The sequence below is a fragment of the Streptomyces sp. NPDC030165 genome, from assembly GCF_055573595.1.
This window is the reverse complement of record NZ_JBVIBD010000004.1, coordinates 78,099-97,803: the sequence shown is the minus strand read 5'-3', so window position 1 is coordinate 97,803 and position 19,705 is coordinate 78,099. Positions and strand designations below refer to the sequence as shown.

Genomic DNA, 19,705 nt, shown 5'->3' with positions numbered 1-19,705 from the left:
GAGAAGTAGGGGGCGCCTCGCCATGACCACCACCGTCCTCTGCGCACCGGGCTCCGGCGCCCGCGCTCCGAGCGCACGCCGGGGCGGCGCATCGCGCGCCCGCCGGTCGTACGCACTGCGCCTCCTGGTGCTCGCGGCGGCCCTGCTCGGCACGCTTCTCGGCGGCGCCGCCCCGGCCTCCGCCCATGCCGCGCTGACCGGCAGCACTCCCGCGCAGGGGTCGGTGGTGCAGAGCGCACCCGAACAGGTCACGCTCACCTTCTCCGAGGGCGTCGCGATGGGCGACGACTCGGTCCGGGTCCTGGACCCGCAGGGCAAGCGGGTGGACCGCGGCAAGCTGCGCGACCTGTGCAGCGGCGAGACGGTCAAGTACGGCGCCGGACTGCCGCCGGGGCTCCCGGACGGCACGTACACCGTCGCCTGGCAGGCGGTCTCCGCCGACAGCCATCCGGTCTCCGGCGCCTTCACCTTCTCGGTGGGCGCGCCCTCCGAGACGAGCGCCCCGCTGCCGCAGCAGGAAGCCGGCGGCGGTGTGGTCGGCGCGCTGTACGGCATCGCCCGCTACCTCGCGTATGCGGGCTTCGTCGTCCTGGTGGGCGGGGCGGCGTTCGTGCTGATCTGCCGCCCGGCCGCCGCCCGCGTACGGTCCGTGCAGCGCCTGGTCGCCCGCAGCTGGGCCACGCTGACCGCCGCGACGATCGCGATGCTACTGCTGCGCACCCCGTACACCACGTCCGGGGACCTCACCGACGTCTTCGACCTCGGCGGACTCCGCCAGGTCCTGGAGACCAAGCCGGGGGCCGCGCTGGTCTCCCGGCTGCTGCTGCTCGCCGCCGCGGCCCTGTTCGTGGCGGTCCTCTTCGGCGCGTACGCCCGCGCGCAGCGGGACGAGGGGCGTACGGGAGCGGGGGGCGCGGGGAACGGGTCGCTGGGGGCCCCGGATACTCCGGACGCCGCGGGCACCCCGGGTGCCTCGGACGCCTCGGACGCCGAAGCCAAGCTCCGCAAGGACCTCACCCCCGGGCTCTCCGTCGGCGGTGCCGTCGTCGCCGTGGGGCTGGCCGCGACCTGGGCCATGGCCGAACACGCCTCGACCGGCCTGCAGACCGCCGTCGCCATGCCCGTGGACGTCCTGCACCTGCTGGCCGTCGCCACCTGGCTCGGCGGCCTGACCGCGCTGCTGGTCTCCCTCTACCGGGGCCCGTCCGTGGCCCGTTCCGCCGTCCGGCGCTTCTCGCGGCTCGCGTTCGGTTCCGTCCTGGTGGTGGTCGCGACCGGTGTGTACCAGTCGTGGCGGCAGGTCGGCACGTGGAAGGCGCTGACCGACACCTCGTACGGCAAGCTGCTGCTGGTCAAGGTGGCGCTGGTGGCCGTCCTCCTCGGCGTCGCCTGGTTCTCGCGGCGCTGGACGGCGCGGCTGGGCGAGGGCCCGGCGCCCGAGGCGGAAGCCACCGCCGTACTGGAGAGCGTGGCGGCACGTACGGCACAGGCAGAGGGGACGGAACCGGCCGGCGCGGGCACGGCGGACACCGGCGGACCGGCGGACACCGACGGGCCGACCGACACCGCCGGACCGTCCGAGGGCGTGGACCCCGAGCGGGCCGCGCAGCTCGCCCGGCAGCGCGCCGCGCTGGCCACCGCCCGTACGAAGCGCATCCGCGACGCCGACCCGGAGCGTTCCGGGCTGCGCCGCTCGGTCCTCGCCGAGGCGTCGGTCGCCGTGGTGGTGCTGGCCGTCACCGCCGTGCTCACCTCCACCGAACCGGCGCGTACGGAGGAGGCCGTGAAGGCGGTCGGCGGCGCCGCGCAGTCGGCCGACGCCAACCAGCCGCAGGTGCTGAACATCCCCTTCGACACCGGCGGCCCGCGCGGCAAGGGCACCGCGCGCGTCGACCTGGACCCCGGCCGCAGCGGCAGCGCCAACGCCCTGCACCTGCGGATCGCCGACCCGGACGGCCGGACGCGGGACGTCCCCGAGGTGAAGATCTCCTTCACCCTGAAGGACAAGGACCTCGGGCCGCTGCCGGTCACCCTCGACCACGTCAGCGAGGGACACTGGAGCGCGCGGGGCGTCCAGTTGCCGGTGCCCGGACAGTGGCAGCTCTCCCTGGTCGTACGGACCTCCGACATCGACCAGGTCACCGAGACCAGGAACGTGAAGATCAACTGATGACGACCACCGCTTCTCCCTCCGGCGGCACCTCCGGGACCGGCACCGGGACGGACCACCCGCACCCCCTCGAACTGTCCCGTCGGCGCCTGCTGGGCACCGTCGGCGCCGCGGGCGCCGCGGGCCTCGTCGCCGGTGCCGCGGGCGGCGCGATCGGCGTCGCCGCCGCCCAGGACGACCCGCCCGCCGCGCTGAGCAGCGTCGGCTCGACCGCGGTCGCCTTCCGCGACGAGCACGCCAAGCAGCAGGCGGGCATCACCACCCCCCTCCAGGCACGCGGCCACCTCGTCGCCTTCGACCTCGCGCCGGGCGCCGGGCGCAAGGAGGCGGCCGCGCTGCTGCGCCGCTGGTCGCATACGGCCGAGGAGCTGATGGCCGGGCGCACACCGGCCGCGGACACCGGTGTCGCACTGGACGCGGGCCCGTCCTCGCTCACCGTCACCTTCGGCTTCGGCCGCACCTTCTTCGACCGTACGCAGCTGACCGCGCGCCGCCCGGTCCAGCTCGAACCGCTTCCGGACTTCTCCTCGGACGCGCTGGACGCCGCCCGCAGCAACGGCGACCTGTGGATCCAGATCGGCTCCGACGACGCGCTGGTCGCCTTCCACGCGCTGCGCGCCCTCCAGAAGGAGGCCGGGGAGACCGCGCGGTTGCGCTGGCAGATGAACGGCTTCAACCGCACACCGGGCGCCACCGCGGGCCCGATGACCGCCCGCAACCTGATGGGCCAGGTCGACGGCACCAACAACCCCAAGCCGACGGACCAGGACTTCGACGAGCGGATCTTCGTCGGCCGGGACGCCGGCAGCGGCCCGTACGCCTGGATGCGCGGCGGCTCGTACGCGGTCGTCCGCCGCATCCGGATGCTGCTGGACGACTGGGAGAAGCAGCCGCTCGCCAAGCAGGAGAAGGTCATAGGCCGCCGCAAGGCCGACGGCGCACCGCTGACCGGCGGCGACGAGCACACCACGATGGACCTCGACAAGAACGGCCCCGACGGGCTGCCGGTCATCCCGGCCGACGCGCACGCGCGGATCGCGGCTCCGGAGTCCAACCAGGGGGCGGCCATGCTGCGGCGCCCCTTCTCGTTCCACGACGGGTTCCGGGACGACGGCGCACCGGACGCCGGGCTGCTGTTCATCTGCTGGCAGGCCGACCCACTGCGTTCCTTCGTCCCGATCCAGCGCAAGCTGGACCGGGGGGACGCGCTGTCGCCCTTCCTGCGGCACGAGGCGAGCGGGCTGTTCGCGGTGCCGCCGGCCGCGGTGGCGGGCGGGTATGTGGGGCAGCCGTTGCTGGAGGGGTGAACGTTCGGGCGGGTGTCTTGCGGGCTGGGTGGGGCTGGGAATGGTTGCGGGGCCCCAGGCCAGTTCTGGGGCACTTGACCTGTCCCGGGACTCGTGGCCTGTCCCGGGGCCCGCGGCCTGTCCCGGGGCCCGTGAGCTGTTCCGGACTTCCCGGACGGGGCGGGTGGCCGGGCGGGTAACGTGGCGAGCGGGTGATCGGAAAGGCGGTCCCCACCGGAGCGTGAGGGAGTCAGAGGGACATGTCGGTCAGCCGCTATACCTACCTGGGGCCCGAAGGAACGTTCACGGAGGCGGCGCTGCGGACGCTGCCGGAGTCCGCCACCCGCGAGCTGATCCCGATGGTGTCCGTGCCGGCCGCGCTGGACGCGGTACGGGCCGGCGAGGCCGCGGCCGCGCTGGTGCCGATCGAGAACTCGGTCGAGGGCGGGGTGACCACCACCCTGGACGAACTGGCCGCCGGCGAACCGCTGATGATCTACCGCGAGGTGCTGCTGCCGATCGCGTTCGCCCTGCTCGTACGGCCCGGCACCCAGCTGGCGGACGTCAAGACGGTCACCGGGCACCCGGTCGCCCAGCCGCAGGTGCGCAAGTGGCTCGCGGGGCACCTGCCCGAGGCGGTGTGGGAGTCGGCGGCCTCCAACGCGGACGGCGCGCGCCTGGTCCAGGAGGGCCGCTACGACGGCGCCTTCGCGGGGGAGTTCGCGGCGTCGACGTACGGCCTCGAACCGCTGGTCACCGAGATCCACGACGCGCAGAACGCCGCCACCCGCTTCGTGCTGGTGGGCCGGCCGGCCCGGCCGGCCGCGCGGACCGGCGCCGACAAGACCTCGGTCGTGCTCTGGCTGCGCGAGGACCATCCCGGTGCGCTGCTGGAGCTGCTCCAGGAGTACGCGGCCCGCGGTGTCAGCATGATGCGCATCGAGTCGCGGCCGACCGGCGAGGGCATCGGCCGCTACTGCTTCTCGGTGGACTGCGAGGGGCACCTCACGGACCGCCGGGTCGGCGAGGTGCTGATGGCGCTCAAGCGGGTCTGCCGGGAGGTGCGCTTCCTCGGGTCGTACCCGCGCGCCGATCAGGTGCGGGCGACGGTACGGCCGGACACGGTCGACGAGGCGTTCACGGACGCGGCGGACTGGCTGACGCGTTGCCTCGACGGGCGGGCCTGAGGCGCCCGCAGGGGGTGGCGGAGCGGCCGGGCGGCGTTCCGGAGGGCTCCGCCGGGGGCCTGGTCTGGGGTCTTGGGGTTGTCCACAAAGTTATCCACAGGCCCGGTTCTCGACCTGGGGATAAGTCGACACGACGGGCGCCGCGACCCGGGCGGAGTCGACATATTGCTCTACCGACCCCCAGGGCCTTCCACAGCACCGCACCCCGCTCCGCGTCAGCACAAATTACGCGAACAATCCTTTAGGGCGAGGAAATCCCACACGAAAGAGCGTCCACTAGGGGTTTCGTCGGTGAATCCATGGCAACGCATTCTTGAAACGGAACCCGCACTTCCGACTTCCACAGATCCCACACACAGCCTGTGGATAAGATTCCGTAACTCCCCCACCCTGTGGACAACCCTGGGTACAACCCTCGTCACCCTCCACCCCGGCTCGCCCGCCAACTCCGGCCTCCCGCAAGGGGAGCCGATCGGCGCGCGCAGAGCACCTACCCCTGCACCGACACCGGCGCAAGATTTTTTCCGGCGCTTTTTTCCGCCACTTTCCGCCCGCCCATACGGCGCCCGTCCACACTCCCCACACCTCGCGCCTTCCTCGCCGCCCCACCGCACCCACATCCCGCACGCCCCTTATGCACCCCTTATGCGGCCCCGCCGAGTCGCCTTACCGTGCCGTACCACCCGGAATAACCAAACGCACTAAACATAAACAAACTGGACATAACGCCACGCGGGGAATATGGCGTCGAAGGTCACGCTCCTGCCCCGGTAGCCTGGTGGGGTGATTGACCTTCGCCTGCTCCGTGAGGACCCCGACCGTGTGCGCGCGTCCCAGCGCGCCCGTGGAGAGGACGTCGCGCTCGTCGACGCACTGCTCTCCGCCGACGAACGGCGCAGGACCTCCAGCGTCCGCTTCGACGAGCTGCGCGCCGAGCAGAAGTCGCTCGGCAAGCTCATCCCCAAGGCCACCGGCGACGAGAAGGCCGCGCTGCTGAAGAAGGCCGGGGAGCTGTCCGCTGCCGTCAAGGCCGCCGACGCCGAGCAGGACCAGGCCAAGGAGGAGACCCAGTCCCTCCTGCTGAAGCTCGGCAACCTCGTCCACCCCGACGTGCCCGTCGGCGGCGAGGAGGACTTCACCGTCCTGGAGACCGTCGGCACCCCGCGCGACTTCGCCGCCGAGGGCTTCGAGCCCAAGGACCACCTGGAGCTCGGCCAGGCGCTCGGCGCCATCGACGTCGAACGCGCCGCGAAGGTCTCCGGCTCGCGCTTCTACTACCTGACCGGCATCGGCGCGCTCCTGGAGCTCGCGCTGGTCAACGCCGCCATCGCGCAGGCCACCGAGGCCGGCTTCACGCCGATGCTCACCCCGGCCCTGGTGCGCCCGCACGCCATGGAGGGCACCGGATTCCTCGGCCAGGCCGCGGAGAACGTGTACCACCTGGAGAAGGACGATTACTACCTCGTCGGCACCTCCGAGGTACCGCTCGCCGCGTACCACATGGACGAGATCGTCGACGCGGACAAGCTGCCGCTGCGCTACGCGGGCTTCTCGCCGTGCTTCCGCCGCGAGGCCGGTACGTACGGCAAGGACACCCGGGGCATCTTCCGCGTCCACCAGTTCGACAAGGTCGAGATGTTCTCGTACGTCGACCCGGAGGACGCCCAGGCCGAGCACCAGCGCCTGCTGGACTGGGAAAAGCAGTGGCTGACCGGCCTGGAACTGCCCTTCCAGGTGATCGACGTGGCCACCGGTGACCTGGGCGCCTCCGCCTCGCGCAAGTACGACTGCGAGGCGTGGATCCCCACCCAGGGCAAGTACCGCGAGCTGACCAGCGCCTCGAACTGCGACGAGTTCCAGGCCCGCCGCCTGTCGGTCCGCATGCGGACGAACAAGGACGGCAAGCAGCAGGTCAAGCCGCTCGCCACCCTCAACGGCACGCTCTGCGCGGTGCCCCGCACCATCGTGGCGATCTTCGAGAACCACCAGCAGGCGGACGGCTCCGTGCGCGTCCCCGAGATGCTGCGCCCGTACCTGGGCGGCCGGGAGATCCTGGAGCCCGTCGCCCGGTGACCACCGCCCCCGAGCCCGCGCACCGGGCCGACCAGGCCCGCCCGCTGCCGTACCAGCTCGTCGCGACCGACCTCGACGGAACGCTCCTGCGGCACGACGACACGATCTCCGAGCGCACCCGCGCCGCCCTGGCCACGGCCACGGCGGCCGGTGCCGCGCACATCGTCGTCACGGGCCGCGCGGTGCCGTGGACCCGGCACATCCTCGATGCGCTGGACTACGACGGCATAGCGGTGTGCGGGCAGGGCGCGCAGGTCTACCACGCCGGCGAACACCGGCTGCTGACCTCGGTCACCCTGGACCGGCAGCTCGCCGGACTGGCACTCGCCAAGATCGAGGCGGAGGTCGGCCCGCTGTTCCTGGCCGCGAGCCGGGACGGCCTGGACGGCGAGGTGCTGGTCGCCCCCGGCTACCGCATCCAGGAAGGCCCGCTGCCGAACCTGGAGATCCAGGACCCCGGCGAGCTGTGGGCAGCCCCCATCAACAAGCTCTACATCCAGCACCCCACCCTCGGCGACGACGAACTGGCCCACGCCGCGCGCGCGGTCTCCGGCGACCTGGTCGGCGTGATGATGGCCGGCGAAGGCGTCGTCGAGCTCCTCCCGCTCGGCCTCTCCAAGGCCACCGGCCTCTCCCTGGCCGCCCGCCGCCTGGGCGTGAAGGCCGCGGACACCATCGCCTTCGGCGACATGCCCAACGACATCCCGATGTTCGGCTGGGCCGCCCACGGCGTCGCGATGGCCAACGCCCACGCCGAACTCAAGGCCGTCGCGGACGAGACCACCGCCTCCAACGAGGAGGACGGCATCGCGGTCGTCCTGGAACGACTGTACGGGGCCTGAGACACCCCGGCCCGTCCGCGTCCGCCCTCTGTGTCGGTCTTCTTTTCGGAACGTACGCGCGAAGTCATGCCCGGGACGGGGTAACTGTACGTTTATCGACTCGTTGTCCCTTGTGCGTGGAGGCAACTGGAGTTCGAGGCGTCGAGAGTGCGTGAAGTGCTGGGGTTTGCCGGTGACGGCCGTGAAGCGGTGCAACCGTACGGCTGAGAACCGGACACAGAGGTAGTGGCATCCGTGAGCAGCCTCCGCTCCTGGGCCCTGGATACGGGCGTTCAGTTCAGAGGGACAACATGTCCCTCTGAAGCCGTTCCGGTTTTAGTGGAGGGCATGTACATGCCACCTGAAGCTGTACTGCTGGAGTCGCGGGCGATGCGCGACAGTGTGATGGGGCGCGTGGGCGCTCTGGAGAAGGTGAAGACGCTGGCGCTGCTGCCCGACGGGCTGCATGTCACCACGCGGATGGTCGCCGAGTACTTCGAGGTGGGTGAGCGAGTTATCAACAGGCTCATGCAGCGTCACCGTCCAGAACTTCGGGAGAACGGTATGCGCGTGCTCCGTGGCTCTGACCTGCGGGCCTTTGAAAGCGACAACCTGTCTCTTTCAAGCGGAAGTTATCCACAGGGCCGCGCCCATCTCACCCTCTACACCCGCCGAACCATCCTCAACATCGCCATGCTCCTCCGCGACAGCGAGGTCGCGCGGGCGGTCCGTGCGTACCTTCTCGACGTCGAGGAGGACGCGCGGGGACGGGTCGAGTCGCCCCGGCAGGCCGGGCCGGCGCCGACGGTCGAGTCACTTGACCGGCGGCTCACGAACGTCGAATCGTCGCTCGCCGACATCGGTCCCGCTCTGCGGGAACTGGGACCGGTGATCGGCCGGATCTCCGTGCGGCTGGACCGGCTGGACCGGCGGCTGGACGCCACCAACCGCGTCGTGTGCGCGATGAGTGAGCGGCTCAGTGATCTGTCGGAGGATGTCCGGGAGTTGCGTTCCGGTCCGCGTCCGCTGCCGCGTCCCCAGCCCCGTCCGCACCGGCATCCGGGGTCAAGGCCCAAGCGGCGAGACCAAGAATGAGTGCGATGGCGTGGCCGATGTCGGTGAACGTGGCGCCTGACAGGAGCGGGACGCCGAAGAAGCCGACGACGGACGCCAGGTAGAGGTGGCGCCAGGGCGGTGGCAGCCGGTAGGTGAGCAGGCCGGCTGCCGCTGCCAGGCCGTACGAGACGCCGATGTCGACGACGTGCGTCATGGAGCGGGGCAGCCGGTGTCCCTCGATGGCGAGGAGGACCAGTTCCTGGCTGGCGAGGGTGGCGGTGATGTGGGCGACACCGACGGTCAGCAGCCAGCGCCAGGTGCCCAGCCAGCGCTCGACGTTGGCGTGCACCAGCTCGAACAGGGCCGCGTAGAGGATGAAGGAGGCCGGGTTCTCGATCCAGAAGCCGCTGATGAGGAGGGAGGAGAGGGGGTGCCGGTTCAGTTCGTGGATGTTGCTGCTGGTGCGGTGGAGGAGGAAGTGTTCCAGCCCCTCGCTGGCGCCGGCGACCACGAGGCTGGTGACGCCGATGACCAGCAGCCAGATGTGGGTGCCGGGGGAGGCTCGTACCCACGCGGCCACCCGGTCGGCGGGCGAGGAGGGGAGGATCGGCTTCATCGCGTCAGCACCGGTTTCATCGCGTCAGCCGGTTTCATCGTGTCAGCACCGGCCTCATCGCGCGCGGGCCGGTGACGGGGCGGGGGCCATCGGGCCGGAGACGATGCGTCCGTAACCGTGGGGTCCGGCGCCCTTGAGGCGGCGGATCAGCGGGGCCGTCTCCATGTTCCGTACGGCGGGCAGTGCGGCGATCCGGGTGGTCAGGTACGTGTAGAGGGCGCGCACGTCCGGGCACAGGACCGACGCGAAGAGGTTGTGCGGGCCGGTGGTGGCGCAGGCGAAGGCCACCTCGGGGTGCTGGGCCAGGGCCGTGCCGGTGGCGGCGAGTTCGCTGGGGGCGACGGAGAGCCAGAGGGAGACCATCACGCCGAGCCCGAAGTGCCGGGCGTCGTAATCGACGTCGTAATAGAGGGCGCCGTCGGCGCGCAGCTCGAAGAGCCGGCGGCGGACGGTGGACTGGGACCAGCCGGTGGTCGCGGCCAGCTCGGCGAGGCTGGTGCGCCCGTCCTCGGCGAGGACGTCCAGGAGGCGCCGGTCGGCATCGGTGAGGATGACGGGTGCCGTCCGTCCGGGCGGGTCGGCGGCCCGCGCATCGGCCGCCGCGGACGCCGGGTGGCGCAGCCGTGCGGCCTGCTCCTCGGTCAGCGCGCCGGACTTGTTGACCAGCCCCAGCGGGCCGCCGAAGAACTCGTGGACCACGCAGTGCGCGGTGACCCCGACCACGCTCGGTGTGCGTGGCAGCTTCTGCAGAAGGAGCGCGTCGCTGTCCCGGCTGCTCGCGGAACGGCAGACCACGACGATCTCAGTGCCGCCGGACATCAGGCTCACCCATGACGTGTCGGGCCGCCGGGCGAGCGCCTCGGCGACCGCGACGGCCGCGTCGGGCGTGCACTGGACTCGTACGATCCACTCGGTCTCGCCGAGTACGGCCGGGTCGGTGAGCCCCATGACCTTGATCATGCCCGCGCCGCGCAGCCGGCCGTAGCGGCGGGCGACGGTCTGGTCGGAGACGCCGAGGACCTCGGCGATACGGCTGAAGGGCGCCCGGCCGTCGAGCTGGAGGGCGTGGACCAGGCCCCGGTCCAGTGGGTCGAAGCCGTCGGATTTCACCATCAAAGGCTAACGCGTGTCGGATCACGCCGCGTGCAGCGCCGTGGCTGGGAGCGGCGGGGGGACGGACCGGAATCTGGTGCGGGGGACGGAACGGAACATGACACTCACCGACCACAGAGGTTCTTGATGCACAACGGGCGGAGCAGATGGTGGCCCCTGGTCGCCATCACCCTGGGCAACTTCATGTTGCTCGTCGACGTCACGATCGTGAACACCGCGCTGCCGCGGATCGCCGACGGTCTGGACGCCTCCTTCACCTCGCTCCAGTGGGTGATGGACATCTACGCGCTGGCGCTGGCCGCCCTCCTGATGGTGGCCGGCTCGGCGGCCGACCTGTTCGGGCGCCGCAAGCTGTACCTGGCGGGCCTCGGGCTCTTCGCGCTGGCCTCGCTCGCCTGCGGGCTGGCACCCGACGAGGGCGTGCTGATCGCCGCGCGGGCGGTGCAGGGCGTGGGCGCGGCAGCCATGTTCGCCACCAACACGCCGCTGCTGATGGCCGCGTACCAGGGCCGTGACCGCGGCGTGGCCTTCGGCATCTGGGGCGGTACGAGCGGCGCCGCGGCGGCGGTCGGGCCGGTGCTGGGCGGTGTACTGACCCAGTACGTGGACTGGCGGGCGATCTTCCTGGTCAACCTGCCGCTGACGGCGGTGGCGGTCTGGATCACCCTGCGGACGGTCCAGGAGTCGCACGGCAACCGTGCGGCGCGCATCGACTGGCCGGGCGCCGGCGCCTTCACTCTGTGCGCGGGCGCACTGACGTACGGGCTGATGCGCGGCGGCGAAGAGGGCTGGACGGAGTCCGGCACCCTGCTGGCGCTGGCGGTGGCCCTGCTGTCCCTGCTCGCCTTCGTCGCCGTGGAACGCCGCGCGCGGCAGCCGCTGCTGGACCTGAAGCTGCTGCGGCGCCCGACCTTCGCGGTGCTGATGGCGGCCGCGCTGCTGCTCCAGGCCGCGGCATTCCCGTACCTGACGTACGTGGGCCTGTGGGTGCAGAACATCCTGGGCCTGAGCCCGGTGATGGGCGGTGTCGCGGTGCTGCCGATGGCGGTGGCGTCGATGGCCGTGGGCATGTTCGGCGGCCGGTTCCTGCACCGCCTGGCGCCGCGGCTGCCGATCGGCATCGGTCTCCTGCTGATCGGTGCCGGCCCGCTGCTGCACGTCCTGCTGCTGAACGACGACTCCGGCTGGGCGGTCCTCGTCCCGGGCCTGCTCGTCAGCGGCCTCGGCATCGGCATGTCGATGCCGGTGCTGGTCTCGGCGGCGCTCGGCGCGGCCCCGCCCCAGCGCGCCGGCATGGCCAGCGGCGCGGTGAACACCTTCCGCCAGCTCGGCTACGCGCTCGGCATCGCCATCCTCGGCACGCTCTTCACCCAGGGCATGCGGTCCGCGGGCGCGCACGCCGCCCCCGGTGCCGCATACGTGCACGGCCTGACCCGGGTGTCACTGGTCGCGGGCGTGGTGGCGGTGGCGGCGGGGCTGCTGGTGCTGGTGGTCGTACGGCAACGGGATGCGGAGCGGGAGGCTCCGGCGGCCTCGGCGAGCAGTGGTTCGAGCCCGGAGGCGCGCGACGGTGCGACCGGGTCGGCGCCCGGCAGCCGGGACCACGCCGCTGGGGTGCCCGTCGGCGCCGACCGGGGGTAAGAGCCGTACGGAAGCGTCCGTACGGCACTCCTGCCCCAGGGGGGCCGGCCCATGGCGGGTCGGCCCCCGGAACCGTACGGCGCCGTAGCCGGTTCCGGGTGGCCGCCCTGGGCCCTGCACCGATCCTCGTCCCGTCCGCTCACCCAAGTCAATCCTCGGGTTTTCTTCCAAACGCCCCAGCTATACCTTGGGTCGGTGACTCTCGACGACCTCCGCGCCTTCGTCGCCGTCTGCGAGGCGGGCAGCCTCAGCTCCGTCGCCCGTGACCTGGGCTGTACGCAGTCGGCGGTCAGCCAGCGCGTCAAACGGCTCGAACGCGAGGCAGGAATCGCCCTGTTGGAGCGGCAGTCGCGCGGGGTGGCCCCCACCCAGGCGGGCCGCATCCTGTGCCGCGCCGCGACCGGCTCGCTCGCCGAACTGGACCTGGCCCTGCGCCGCTTGGCCGACCTGCGCCGGGGTGACGGCGGCACGCTGCGGATCACCACGGGAGCGACGACCGTACGGCACTTCATGTCCGCGGCGGTGGTCGCCTTCCGCGCCCGTCACCCGCACGTCGACCTGGAGTTCCAGACCGAGAACTCCGGCCGCCGCTGCTTCGAGGCGGTGGCCGACGGCACCGCCGAACTGGCCTGGATCACCATCGGCCCGCCCGTACGCGGCATCGAGCAGCATCCGGTGCTGGAGCTGCCGTGGGTGCTCGCCGTACGGTCCGACGACCCGCTCGCCACGCGGGACCACATCGAACCCGGTGAGCTGGCGGGCGGCCTGTCCGGCATCCGGCACATCCGGCTGCCGGAGAACTCCGTCTCCCGGATGCGGCTCGACGGCCACCTGGGACGTCCGGAGACCGTGCCGGGACCGGCCGCCGCGCCCGCCAGTTCCACCAGCGTCGCCGACTGGGACACCGCGATCCTGCTGGCGGAGCTGGGCGTCGGGCACGCGGTGGTGCCGGACCTGCCGGGCTGGCGGGGCGCCGGGCATCCGGCGCTGCGGCTGATCCCGGTCCCGGGGCTGCCGCCGCTGGCGGCCGGCTGGGCGGTACGGCAGTGGGCGGCACTGAGCCCGGTGGCGGTGGAGTTCGCCGAGACGGTGAACGGGTCGCTCGGCGCGGGCGCGGCATCGGGTACGGCATCGGGGACAGCGCCGGGCACGGCTGCCGATACGGTGACCGGTACGCGCACAAGGCCCCGCGCACGGCGAATCGCCGGCACCGAAGCACACGTGAGCCAGTGCTCCCCTTTACGCGCCGGCGCACCTGAGGGCGCACGGAATGACGCCGACGTGGCCGACGCAGTCGACGCGGCCGACGTACCGGAAGCCCACGCCCCCGGTCTCACTCCGCGATGATCGGCTCCTGCAGCTCGGTCACCCACCCCTCCCGGTCCTCCGGGCACTCCAGCGTCAGTTCCCGCGGGTACCCGGCGGAGTGGTAGGGGCTGTCGTCGAGCCAGCGGGCCAGCGCCTGGGCGGTGGGCAGCACCCGCTCCATGGGCCCGCGGTGCACCACCGTGGCCGCCTGCCCGATCGCGGGCAGGTCCACGATCGCGAAGTCGTGGGCCGGCTGCGGGGCGGCCGCGACCACGACCGCCGCGTGCACCGTGATGCGGTCCCCGCCCCCGGGCACGTCCTCGTAGTACGCGATGCCCGGGCCCGCGGGCTCGACGCCCGCGGCGGCCAGCCGCCGGAACAGATCGTCGTACAGCGGGCCGATGACCGGGCCGACGTCCTCGGGCCCGAAGCTCGCCGCCGTGCCGGTCAGTTCCGCGACCCGTACCGCCTCGACACGCTTGACCACCACCTCGTCGGCGGCCATCCGCCCCTCGCCCTCGATCGTCCGCAGCCGCGCCTCGACCCGGGCCAGGCGGGCGCCGGCCGCGGTGACCGCCGCCGCCAGCTCGGCCCGGCGCAGCCGCAGCATGCCGCGCAGTTCCGCCGCGCTGACCTGCTCGTCCAGGATGGCCGTCACCTGCTGGAGGCTGAAGCCGAGGTCCTTGAGGGCGATGATGCGGTTGAGGCGGGCGAGCTGGCCGGCCTCGTAGTAGCGGTATCCGGTGACCGGGTCCGTACGGGCCGGGCGCAGCAGCCCGATGGCGTCGTAGTGGCGCAGCATCCGGGCCGACACACGGCCGTGGCCCGCGAACTCTCCGATGGTGAACATGACGTCTCCCAGTGCAGTGCCCCAGTACAGGGCTTGCCACGGTGTGAAGGTCAAGAGGGCGGGCGGCGGGCGGGCCCCGCAGAGCGCGGGCGGCGGACGGAGCCCTGTAGAGGACGAGCGATGGTCGGGGCGATCCTCGTGGATGCGGGGCGGCGACGCGCCGCGATTCGGCATATGCCGAGGCGTATGCACGGGCCCGCGCCGGGGCGCACGTCGAGTCCGTGCACCGGGGCGTGCGCCGGGGCACCAGCATTCCGTCAAGGGGCGTCCACGGGCCGTCAACGATGCGTCAGTACGCCGCCGTGCACGTGCCGGTACGGGCATAGCGTCGAGGAGGAGCCCCGGCACTCTCCTTCCCACCGGTCCGGGGCCAGTCCTGCGCGAGGAGCGACGCCGTGTCCCAGCAACACCTGTACGCGGAAGATCCCGAACCTGCCGAACCCGTCCCGGCCGGACTGCTGTTCGTCCCCGTCCGGCCGGGCCCCGCGGGCTGTACGGCCCGCCTGTTCCGCACCCCGCTCGGCGGCCGTACCGCCGTCGGCTTCACCTCCCCGCAGCGGCTCGCCGCGGCGCTCGGCAGCGACCAGCCGTGGATCCGGCTCGCCGAGCCCGCGCTGCGCGCCCTCACCGAACCGCTCGGCGCCGCCGTCCTGACCGTGGACCCGCGCCTCGCCCCCGGTACACCCCGTACGCCGCTGCTGCGGGCCGTCTGAGAAGGGGCGCAGGACCACCATGACCGTGACGACCACGACACCGCAGTCCTCCGCGGGGCAGCGGACCGACCCGCCTAGCGTCCGCCCCGCCGACCTGGGCGTATGGCCTGCCTCGACGGCCGAACTGCCCGACGCCGACCTCACTGTCGGCGGCGTCCCCCTCACCGAACTCGCCGCCCGCTTCGGCACCCCCACCTACATACTGGACGAGGCCGAGGTACGCGCCCGCTGCCGCGCCTACCTGCGCGCCTTCCCCGACGCCGACGTCCTGTACGCGGCCAAGGCGTTCCTGTGCCGCGCCATGGCCCACTGGGTGCGCGAAGAGGGCCTGGGCCTGGACGTCTGCTCCGCGGGTGAGCTGGAACTCGCCGTCACCACCGGCTTCCCGCCCGCCCGCATCGTGCTGCACGGCAACGCCAAGAGCCCCGAGGACCTGCGCACCGCGCTGCGCCTCGGGGTCGGCCGCATCGTCATCGACAGCACCTCCGAGATCGCCCGGCTGGCCGCCGCGGTGCCCGTCGGCACCCGGCAGCAGGTCCTCGTACGGGTGGTGCCGGGCATCGCCGCCGGCGGGCACGCCAAGATCCGTACGGGCACCGACGACCAGAAGTTCGGCCTGTCCCTGGCCGACGGTTCGGCGCAGCACGCCATCACCCGCATCCTGGGCCAGCCGCGGCTCCAACTGGTCGGGCTGCACTGCCACCTGGGCTCGCAGATCACCACCGTGAAGCCGTACCTGTCGGCCGTACGGCGGCTGGTCGGGCTGCTGGCCCGGATCCACGAACAGCACGGCCTGACCCTGCCGCAGCTGGACATCGGGGGCGGCCACGGCGTCGCCTACCGGCCCGGCGAGGACAGCATGGACATCGCCGCGCTCGGCGCCAAGGTACGGGCGGAGCTGGCGGGCGGCTGCGCGGCGGCCGGGCTGCCGGTGCCCCGGCTGACCGTCGAGCCGGGCCGCGCCATCGCGGGGCCGTCGGGCGTCGTCCTGTACCGGGTGCTGTCCGTCAAGCGGACCGGCGGGCACACCTTCGTGGCCGTCGACGGCGGGATGAGCGACAACCCCCGGCCCGCGCTCTACGGGGTGCGGTACGCGCCCCGGCTGGTCGGCCGGCGGTCCAGCGCCGTGCCCGAACCGGTGAACGTGGTCGGCCGGCACTGCGAGGCGGGCGACGTGCTCGCCGCCGGCGTCCGGCTGCCCGGGGACGTGCGGCCGGGGGACCTGATCGCGGTACCGGTGGCGGGCGCGTACCACCTGTCCATGGCCTCGGGCTACAACCTCGTCGGCCGTCCGCCGGTGGTCGCCGTCGCGGACGGGCACGCGCGGGTCCTCGTACGGCGGGAGTCGCTGGCGGACATCCAGGAGCGCGACATCGGGTTGTGAGACCTGCCCGGGGCGTCGAGGCGGCCCGGGAGGACGGGTGCGGTGTGCGCGGAGCGAAAACTCCGTGCATACTGCACTCACCAATTGTAGGATGACTGGGCAACCGGGCGAATCAGGGCTGCCCGCCCTTCCGCCCGGAACGGAACAGGAGACGCGCATGGCGTTGCAGGCAGCGGGACGGCAGTCCCTGGTGGACACCGTCGTCGACGCCCTGCGCGCCCAGCTGACCGCCGGCACCTGGCCGGTGGGCGAACGCATCCCCACCGAGCACGCCCTGGCCGAACAGCTCCAGGTCGGCCGCAACACCGTCCGAGAGGCCGTACGGGTCCTCGTGCACGCCGGCATGCTGCGCTCCCGGCAGGGCGAGGGCACCTTCGTCCTCTCCCGCACCGACCCGGGCGACATCATGCGCGGCGTCCAGCGGGCCGGGGTCCGGGACGTGCTGGAGCTGCGCATCGCCCTGGAGGCGGAGGCCGCCCGGCTCGCGGCCCAGCGGCACCGGCCGGAGGACCTGGACCGGATGCGCGCCGCGCTGGACGCCCAGGCCGCGCTGGAGGCCGCCGGCGGGCAGCCGTTCGGCGGCGACCTGGAGCTGTACGCCGATCACGACGTCGCCTTCCACCGGGCCGTCGTGGAGGCCGCGCACAACACCGCGCTGACCGCCACGTACGCCTGGTTCAGCAGCTCCGTACGCGAGGCGCTGGTCTCCTCGCTCGGCGACGAGCTGATGCCGCGGATCGTGCACGGCGACCACCGGGCCGTCCTGGACGCGATCGCCTCCGGCGATCCGGAGGCCGCCGAAAAAGCCGCCCGCGCGCTGCTGGAACCTCCGAAACGGGCGGTGGAGGCGCTGCTCGCGGGGCGGTGAGCGGGGCCGGACGCCGGTGAGTACGGGGCGCGCGGTCACGTCCGTTCCGCAGGGAGTGCGGTGTCACACTCCGCCGTACGGAGCGGCAACCACGCCCGGACCGTCATCGCAGAAACGTTCCTTCCCCTCCTTTCGCGGCCCCGAGCCAGGCCCGTACGCCCCCACACCTCCACACCCCAACACCCCCACACACGCAAGGAGAGTCACCCACCCATGTCAGGGACCCGGCCCGAAGCACCACTGATCGACGCCGAGGAGGACCTGGCCCCGGCACCGCCGGTCGCCGCGGCCCGCCGCCGGCTGCGCGCCCACCCGGTCCTGGTCCTGCTCGGCATCGTGCTCGCCTCACTGAACATGCGCGCCGCACTGGCCGGCGTCTCCCCGCTGGTGAGCGAGATCGGCGACCACTACCACCTGGCCGCCACCGCGAGCAGCCTCGTGACCACCATCCCGCTCGTCTTCATGGGACTCGGCTCGATCGCCGCGCCGCGGCTGGCCCGCCGCTGGGGCACCGAGACGGTGCTGTGCGGCGCGCTGGTGCTGCTGTGCGGCGGCATCCTGCTGCGCATCGCCCCGCCGGTCGTTGCCCTGTTCGTGGGCTGCGCGGTGGTCGGTACGTCCATCGCCCTGCTGAACGTCCTGATGCCCGGCCTGATCAAGCGGGACTTCCCGGAGCAGGCCGCGGGCATGACCGCCCTGTACTCGACGGCGATGATCCTGGGCGCCACCGTGTCGGCGGCCTCCGCCGTGCCGCTGGAGAACGCGCTGGGCGGCTGGCAGGGTTCGCTGGCCTCCTGGGCACTGCTGGCCGCGGTCGCCGCCGTCGTCTGGATCCCGCAGGCGGTGATCGCGCGGCGCGGTACATGGCACGGCCAGGCCGCCGCGACACCGGCGCACGCCACCGAGGACGGGCCGAACCTGAGCCGTACCCCGCTGGCCTGGCAGGTCACGCTCTTCATGGGTTCGCAGTCGCTGATCGCGTACGTGATGATCGCCTGGCTGCCGACGATCTTCACCGACCACGGCATGAGCAAGGCCACGGCCGGGCTGGTCTTCGCCTTCAGCACCCTGGTGCAGATGGCCGGCTCCTTCGTGGTGCCGATGCTCGCCGGCCGGATGCGGCGGCAGCGGCTGCTGGCCGTCGCCGTCACCGCCCTGATGGCCTGCGGCATCGTCGGCCTCCTGGTGGCCCCGGTGGCGGGCGCCTGGATCTGGGCCGTACTCCTGGGCATCGGCCAGGGCGGCGCACTCGGACTGGCCCTGACGATGATGGTGCTGCGCTCCGGGGACGCCCACACCGCCGCCCGCCTCTCGGGCATGGCCCAGACCTGGGGCTACCTCCTGGCCGCCGCCGGCCCGCTGGTCCTCGGCGCGGTCCACCAGGCGACACACGGCTGGACGGTGCCGATCGTGCTGCTGCTGGTCGTCTGTGCCGGGCTGGTCCTGCTGGGACTGGGCGCGGGGCGGGACCGCCGGATCGGCACGGAGGCGTAACGGGGACGGCCCCGCCCTCCATTGCGAGCGCTGCCAGCGATCCTGTGATCTCTGGCAGCGCTCGCCGAGTTCTGCGGCGTTACGGCATCAGGGCTACCTGACTGAGGCCGCTAATCGTCCGCTGCGGCCAACCGCTCACCTCGTAGCTCAGCGACGTTCAGCGCGTCCGTCAGGCATTCAGCTGTCCGGCGCAATATGAACCAGACCTCCTCGGCGGTGAGCTGGGGCCGTCCGACATCGTGCGCACGAGTGCCATGCCGACAACTCCTGCATCGACTGGGCCAGTTTCGGAAACCTCGCGACAAAGTCGCGCATCAGGTCGACTTCTAGTCAGTCGTCTCAGCCCCAGGAGTCGACCCTCGCCCGGTCGCCCTGGGGCGCATTCGTTTCCGGTGGACACCGGACAGTCGGACTAGCTGACTATGTCGCCACCTCGGTAGCAAACTGAGTGAATCCGTCAGCCTTCGCGCCGAAGGGCTCGTGTACGTGGTGAGCGGTCGAGGTTACTTCGTCGCCGACTGAGCCAACTTGCCAGATACCGCAGGGGTCCGGCGCACGGCCACGGCGATGACACCCTCGCCCACCCCCGCCCGCCCCGCTCCCGATACCGACCCGTTGTCAGTGACGGTAGGTATAACTACCCCCATGGCACTGACGTGGAAGTTGGTCATCGACAGCAGTAACGCCCCCGCCCTCGCGGACTTCTGGGCCGCGGCCCTGGAGTACGAGGTGGAGGATCCCAGCGCCCTCGTCGAGCAGTTGCTGGCTGCCGGGCACATCGGCGAAGAGGCCGTTGCCGAGCACCGGGGCCGTAAGACCTTCCGGGGTTACGCCGCGATCCGCCACCCGGAGGACCCGTTCGACGCGGTCAGCGGTGTCGGCCGCGGTCGGCGGCTGCTCTTCCAGGAAGTGCCCGAGGGCAAGGCCGGGAAGAACCGCCTGCACATCGACATCCACAGCGGGACCGGCGGTCTCGACGCACTGGTGAACCGGCTGGAGAAGCTGGGGGCGACGCGCGTCCGCGAGGTCGATCTGGGGCTTGAGGGGCACTGGTGGCTGATGCGGGATCCGGAGGGGAACGAGTTCTGCGCGGTGTAGGCCGCTTGACGCGCGCTCGCGTATGCG

At 72.4% G+C, this 19,705-nt stretch carries 15 protein-coding genes and 1 pseudogene; 13 read left to right on the top strand and 3 right to left on the bottom strand.

Going from position 1 to position 19,705, the window contains the following annotated elements; genetic code table 11:
- Positions 1 to 22 precede the first annotated feature (22 nt).
- From ACZ4Z1_RS09275 to ACZ4Z1_RS09250, 6 genes are all read left to right on the top strand, one after another.
- Positions 23 to 2,170: a copper resistance CopC/CopD family protein gene (locus ACZ4Z1_RS09275; protein ID WP_468485965.1), complete on the top strand. Its 2,148-nt coding sequence runs from the start codon at positions 23 to 25 to the stop codon at positions 2,168 to 2,170.
- Entirely contained in the window at positions 2,170 to 3,477 is a 1,308-nt protein-coding gene (gene efeB / locus ACZ4Z1_RS09270; RefSeq protein ID WP_468485964.1) for an iron uptake transporter deferrochelatase/peroxidase subunit, read from the top strand. Before ACZ4Z1_RS09275 ends, efeB begins: the two co-directional genes overlap by 1 nt.
- Positions 3,478 to 3,716: 239 nt before the next feature.
- Positions 3,717 to 4,643: a prephenate dehydratase gene (gene pheA, locus ACZ4Z1_RS09265; RefSeq protein ID WP_468485963.1), complete on the top strand. Its 927-nt coding sequence runs from the start codon at positions 3,717 to 3,719 to the stop codon at positions 4,641 to 4,643.
- Between the two features lie 783 nt (positions 4,644 to 5,426).
- Positions 5,427 to 6,716: a serine--tRNA ligase gene (gene serS / locus ACZ4Z1_RS09260; protein WP_365836876.1), complete on the top strand. Its 1,290-nt coding sequence runs from the start codon at positions 5,427 to 5,429 to the stop codon at positions 6,714 to 6,716.
- Positions 6,713 to 7,558, top strand: coding sequence for an HAD family hydrolase (locus ACZ4Z1_RS09255; protein WP_468485962.1), 846 nt, complete (start codon positions 6,713 to 6,715; stop codon positions 7,556 to 7,558). The genes serS and ACZ4Z1_RS09255 overlap by 4 nt, the downstream gene beginning before the upstream one ends.
- A gap of 333 nt (positions 7,559 to 7,891) precedes the next feature.
- A complete protein-coding gene (locus ACZ4Z1_RS09250; RefSeq protein ID WP_468486300.1) occupies positions 7,892 to 8,632 on the top strand; it encodes a hypothetical protein in 741 nt (246 codons plus the stop codon).
- On the opposite strand, the gene ACZ4Z1_RS09245 is transcribed toward ACZ4Z1_RS09250, so the two are convergent.
- Together ACZ4Z1_RS09245 and ACZ4Z1_RS09240 are read right to left on the bottom strand one after the other, a co-directional pair.
- On the bottom strand, positions 8,514 to 9,209 hold the full coding sequence (locus tag ACZ4Z1_RS09245) for a rhomboid-like protein (RefSeq protein ID WP_468485961.1): 696 nt from the start codon (positions 9,207 to 9,209) through the stop codon (positions 8,514 to 8,516). The two genes, ACZ4Z1_RS09250 and ACZ4Z1_RS09245, sit on opposite strands and share 119 nt — an antisense overlap.
- Positions 9,210 to 9,263: 54 nt before the next feature.
- On the bottom strand, positions 9,264 to 10,319 hold the full coding sequence (locus ACZ4Z1_RS09240; RefSeq protein ID WP_468486299.1) for an Lrp/AsnC family transcriptional regulator: 1,056 nt from the start codon (positions 10,317 to 10,319) through the stop codon (positions 9,264 to 9,266).
- 129 nt (positions 10,320 to 10,448) lie between these two features.
- Here ACZ4Z1_RS09240 and ACZ4Z1_RS09235 point away from each other — a divergent pair, with 129 nt between their 5' ends.
- Together ACZ4Z1_RS09235 and ACZ4Z1_RS09230 are read left to right on the top strand one after the other, a co-directional pair.
- Positions 10,449 to 11,963, top strand: a complete 1,515-nt coding sequence (locus ACZ4Z1_RS09235) for an MFS transporter (RefSeq protein WP_468485960.1) — start codon at positions 10,449 to 10,451, stop codon at positions 11,961 to 11,963.
- Between the two features lie 195 nt (positions 11,964 to 12,158).
- Positions 12,159 to 13,067: pseudogene (locus ACZ4Z1_RS09230) on the top strand (LysR family transcriptional regulator); the annotation flags it as partial.
- Between the two features lie 229 nt (positions 13,068 to 13,296).
- Here the strand turns inward: ACZ4Z1_RS09230 and ACZ4Z1_RS09225 are convergent.
- Entirely contained in the window at positions 13,297 to 14,121 is an 825-nt protein-coding gene (locus ACZ4Z1_RS09225) for a MerR family transcriptional regulator (RefSeq protein ID WP_468485959.1), read from the bottom strand.
- A 395-nt stretch (positions 14,122 to 14,516) separates the two neighbouring features.
- On the opposite strand from ACZ4Z1_RS09225, the gene ACZ4Z1_RS09220 reads away from it, so the two are divergent.
- The 5 genes from ACZ4Z1_RS09220 (at position 14,517) to ACZ4Z1_RS09200 (ending at position 19,678) form a co-directional block, all read left to right on the top strand.
- Complete coding sequence (locus ACZ4Z1_RS09220; protein WP_365836862.1) at positions 14,517 to 14,834, top strand: SAV_915 family protein; 318 nt, start codon at positions 14,517 to 14,519, stop codon at positions 14,832 to 14,834.
- 19 nt (positions 14,835 to 14,853) lie between these two features.
- Complete coding sequence (gene lysA, locus ACZ4Z1_RS09215) at positions 14,854 to 16,218, top strand: diaminopimelate decarboxylase (protein WP_468485958.1); 1,365 nt, start codon at positions 14,854 to 14,856, stop codon at positions 16,216 to 16,218.
- Positions 16,219 to 16,375: 157 nt separating this feature from the next.
- Positions 16,376 to 17,086 (top strand): FadR/GntR family transcriptional regulator, encoded by a 711-nt coding sequence (locus tag ACZ4Z1_RS09210; protein ID WP_468485957.1) that lies wholly within the window; start codon positions 16,376 to 16,378, stop codon positions 17,084 to 17,086.
- A 213-nt stretch (positions 17,087 to 17,299) separates the two neighbouring features.
- Positions 17,300 to 18,580, top strand: coding sequence for a CynX/NimT family MFS transporter (locus tag ACZ4Z1_RS09205; RefSeq protein ID WP_468485956.1), 1,281 nt, complete (start codon positions 17,300 to 17,302; stop codon positions 18,578 to 18,580).
- Positions 18,581 to 19,225: 645 nt separating this feature from the next.
- On the top strand, positions 19,226 to 19,678 hold the full coding sequence (locus ACZ4Z1_RS09200) for a VOC family protein (protein WP_468485955.1): 453 nt from the start codon (positions 19,226 to 19,228) through the stop codon (positions 19,676 to 19,678).
- Positions 19,679 to 19,705 lie beyond the last annotated feature (27 nt).

Bases quoted from the DNA above. Each gene is read 5' to 3' on its own strand.
- ACZ4Z1_RS09275 (WP_468485965.1), top strand. From the start codon at position 23: ATGACCACCACCGTCCTCTGCGCACCGGGCTCCGGCGCCCGCGCTCCG.
- efeB (WP_468485964.1), top strand. From the start codon at position 2,170: ATGACGACCACCGCTTCTCCCTCCGGCGGCACCTCCGGGACCGGCACC.
- pheA (WP_468485963.1), top strand. From the start codon at position 3,717: ATGTCGGTCAGCCGCTATACCTACCTGGGGCCCGAAGGAACGTTCACG.
- ACZ4Z1_RS09250 (WP_468486300.1), top strand. From the start codon at position 7,892: ATGCCACCTGAAGCTGTACTGCTGGAGTCGCGGGCGATGCGCGACAGT.
- ACZ4Z1_RS09245 (WP_468485961.1), bottom strand. From the start codon at position 9,209: ATGAAGCCGATCCTCCCCTCCTCGCCCGCCGACCGGGTGGCCGCGTGG.
- ACZ4Z1_RS09235 (WP_468485960.1), top strand. From the start codon at position 10,449: ATGCACAACGGGCGGAGCAGATGGTGGCCCCTGGTCGCCATCACCCTG.
- ACZ4Z1_RS09225 (WP_468485959.1), bottom strand. From the start codon at position 14,121: ATGTTCACCATCGGAGAGTTCGCGGGCCACGGCCGTGTGTCGGCCCGG.
- lysA (WP_468485958.1), top strand. From the start codon at position 14,854: ATGACCGTGACGACCACGACACCGCAGTCCTCCGCGGGGCAGCGGACC.
- ACZ4Z1_RS09210 (WP_468485957.1), top strand. From the start codon at position 16,376: ATGGCGTTGCAGGCAGCGGGACGGCAGTCCCTGGTGGACACCGTCGTC.
- ACZ4Z1_RS09205 (WP_468485956.1), top strand. From the start codon at position 17,300: ATGTCAGGGACCCGGCCCGAAGCACCACTGATCGACGCCGAGGAGGAC.
- ACZ4Z1_RS09200 (WP_468485955.1), top strand. From the start codon at position 19,226: ATGGCACTGACGTGGAAGTTGGTCATCGACAGCAGTAACGCCCCCGCC.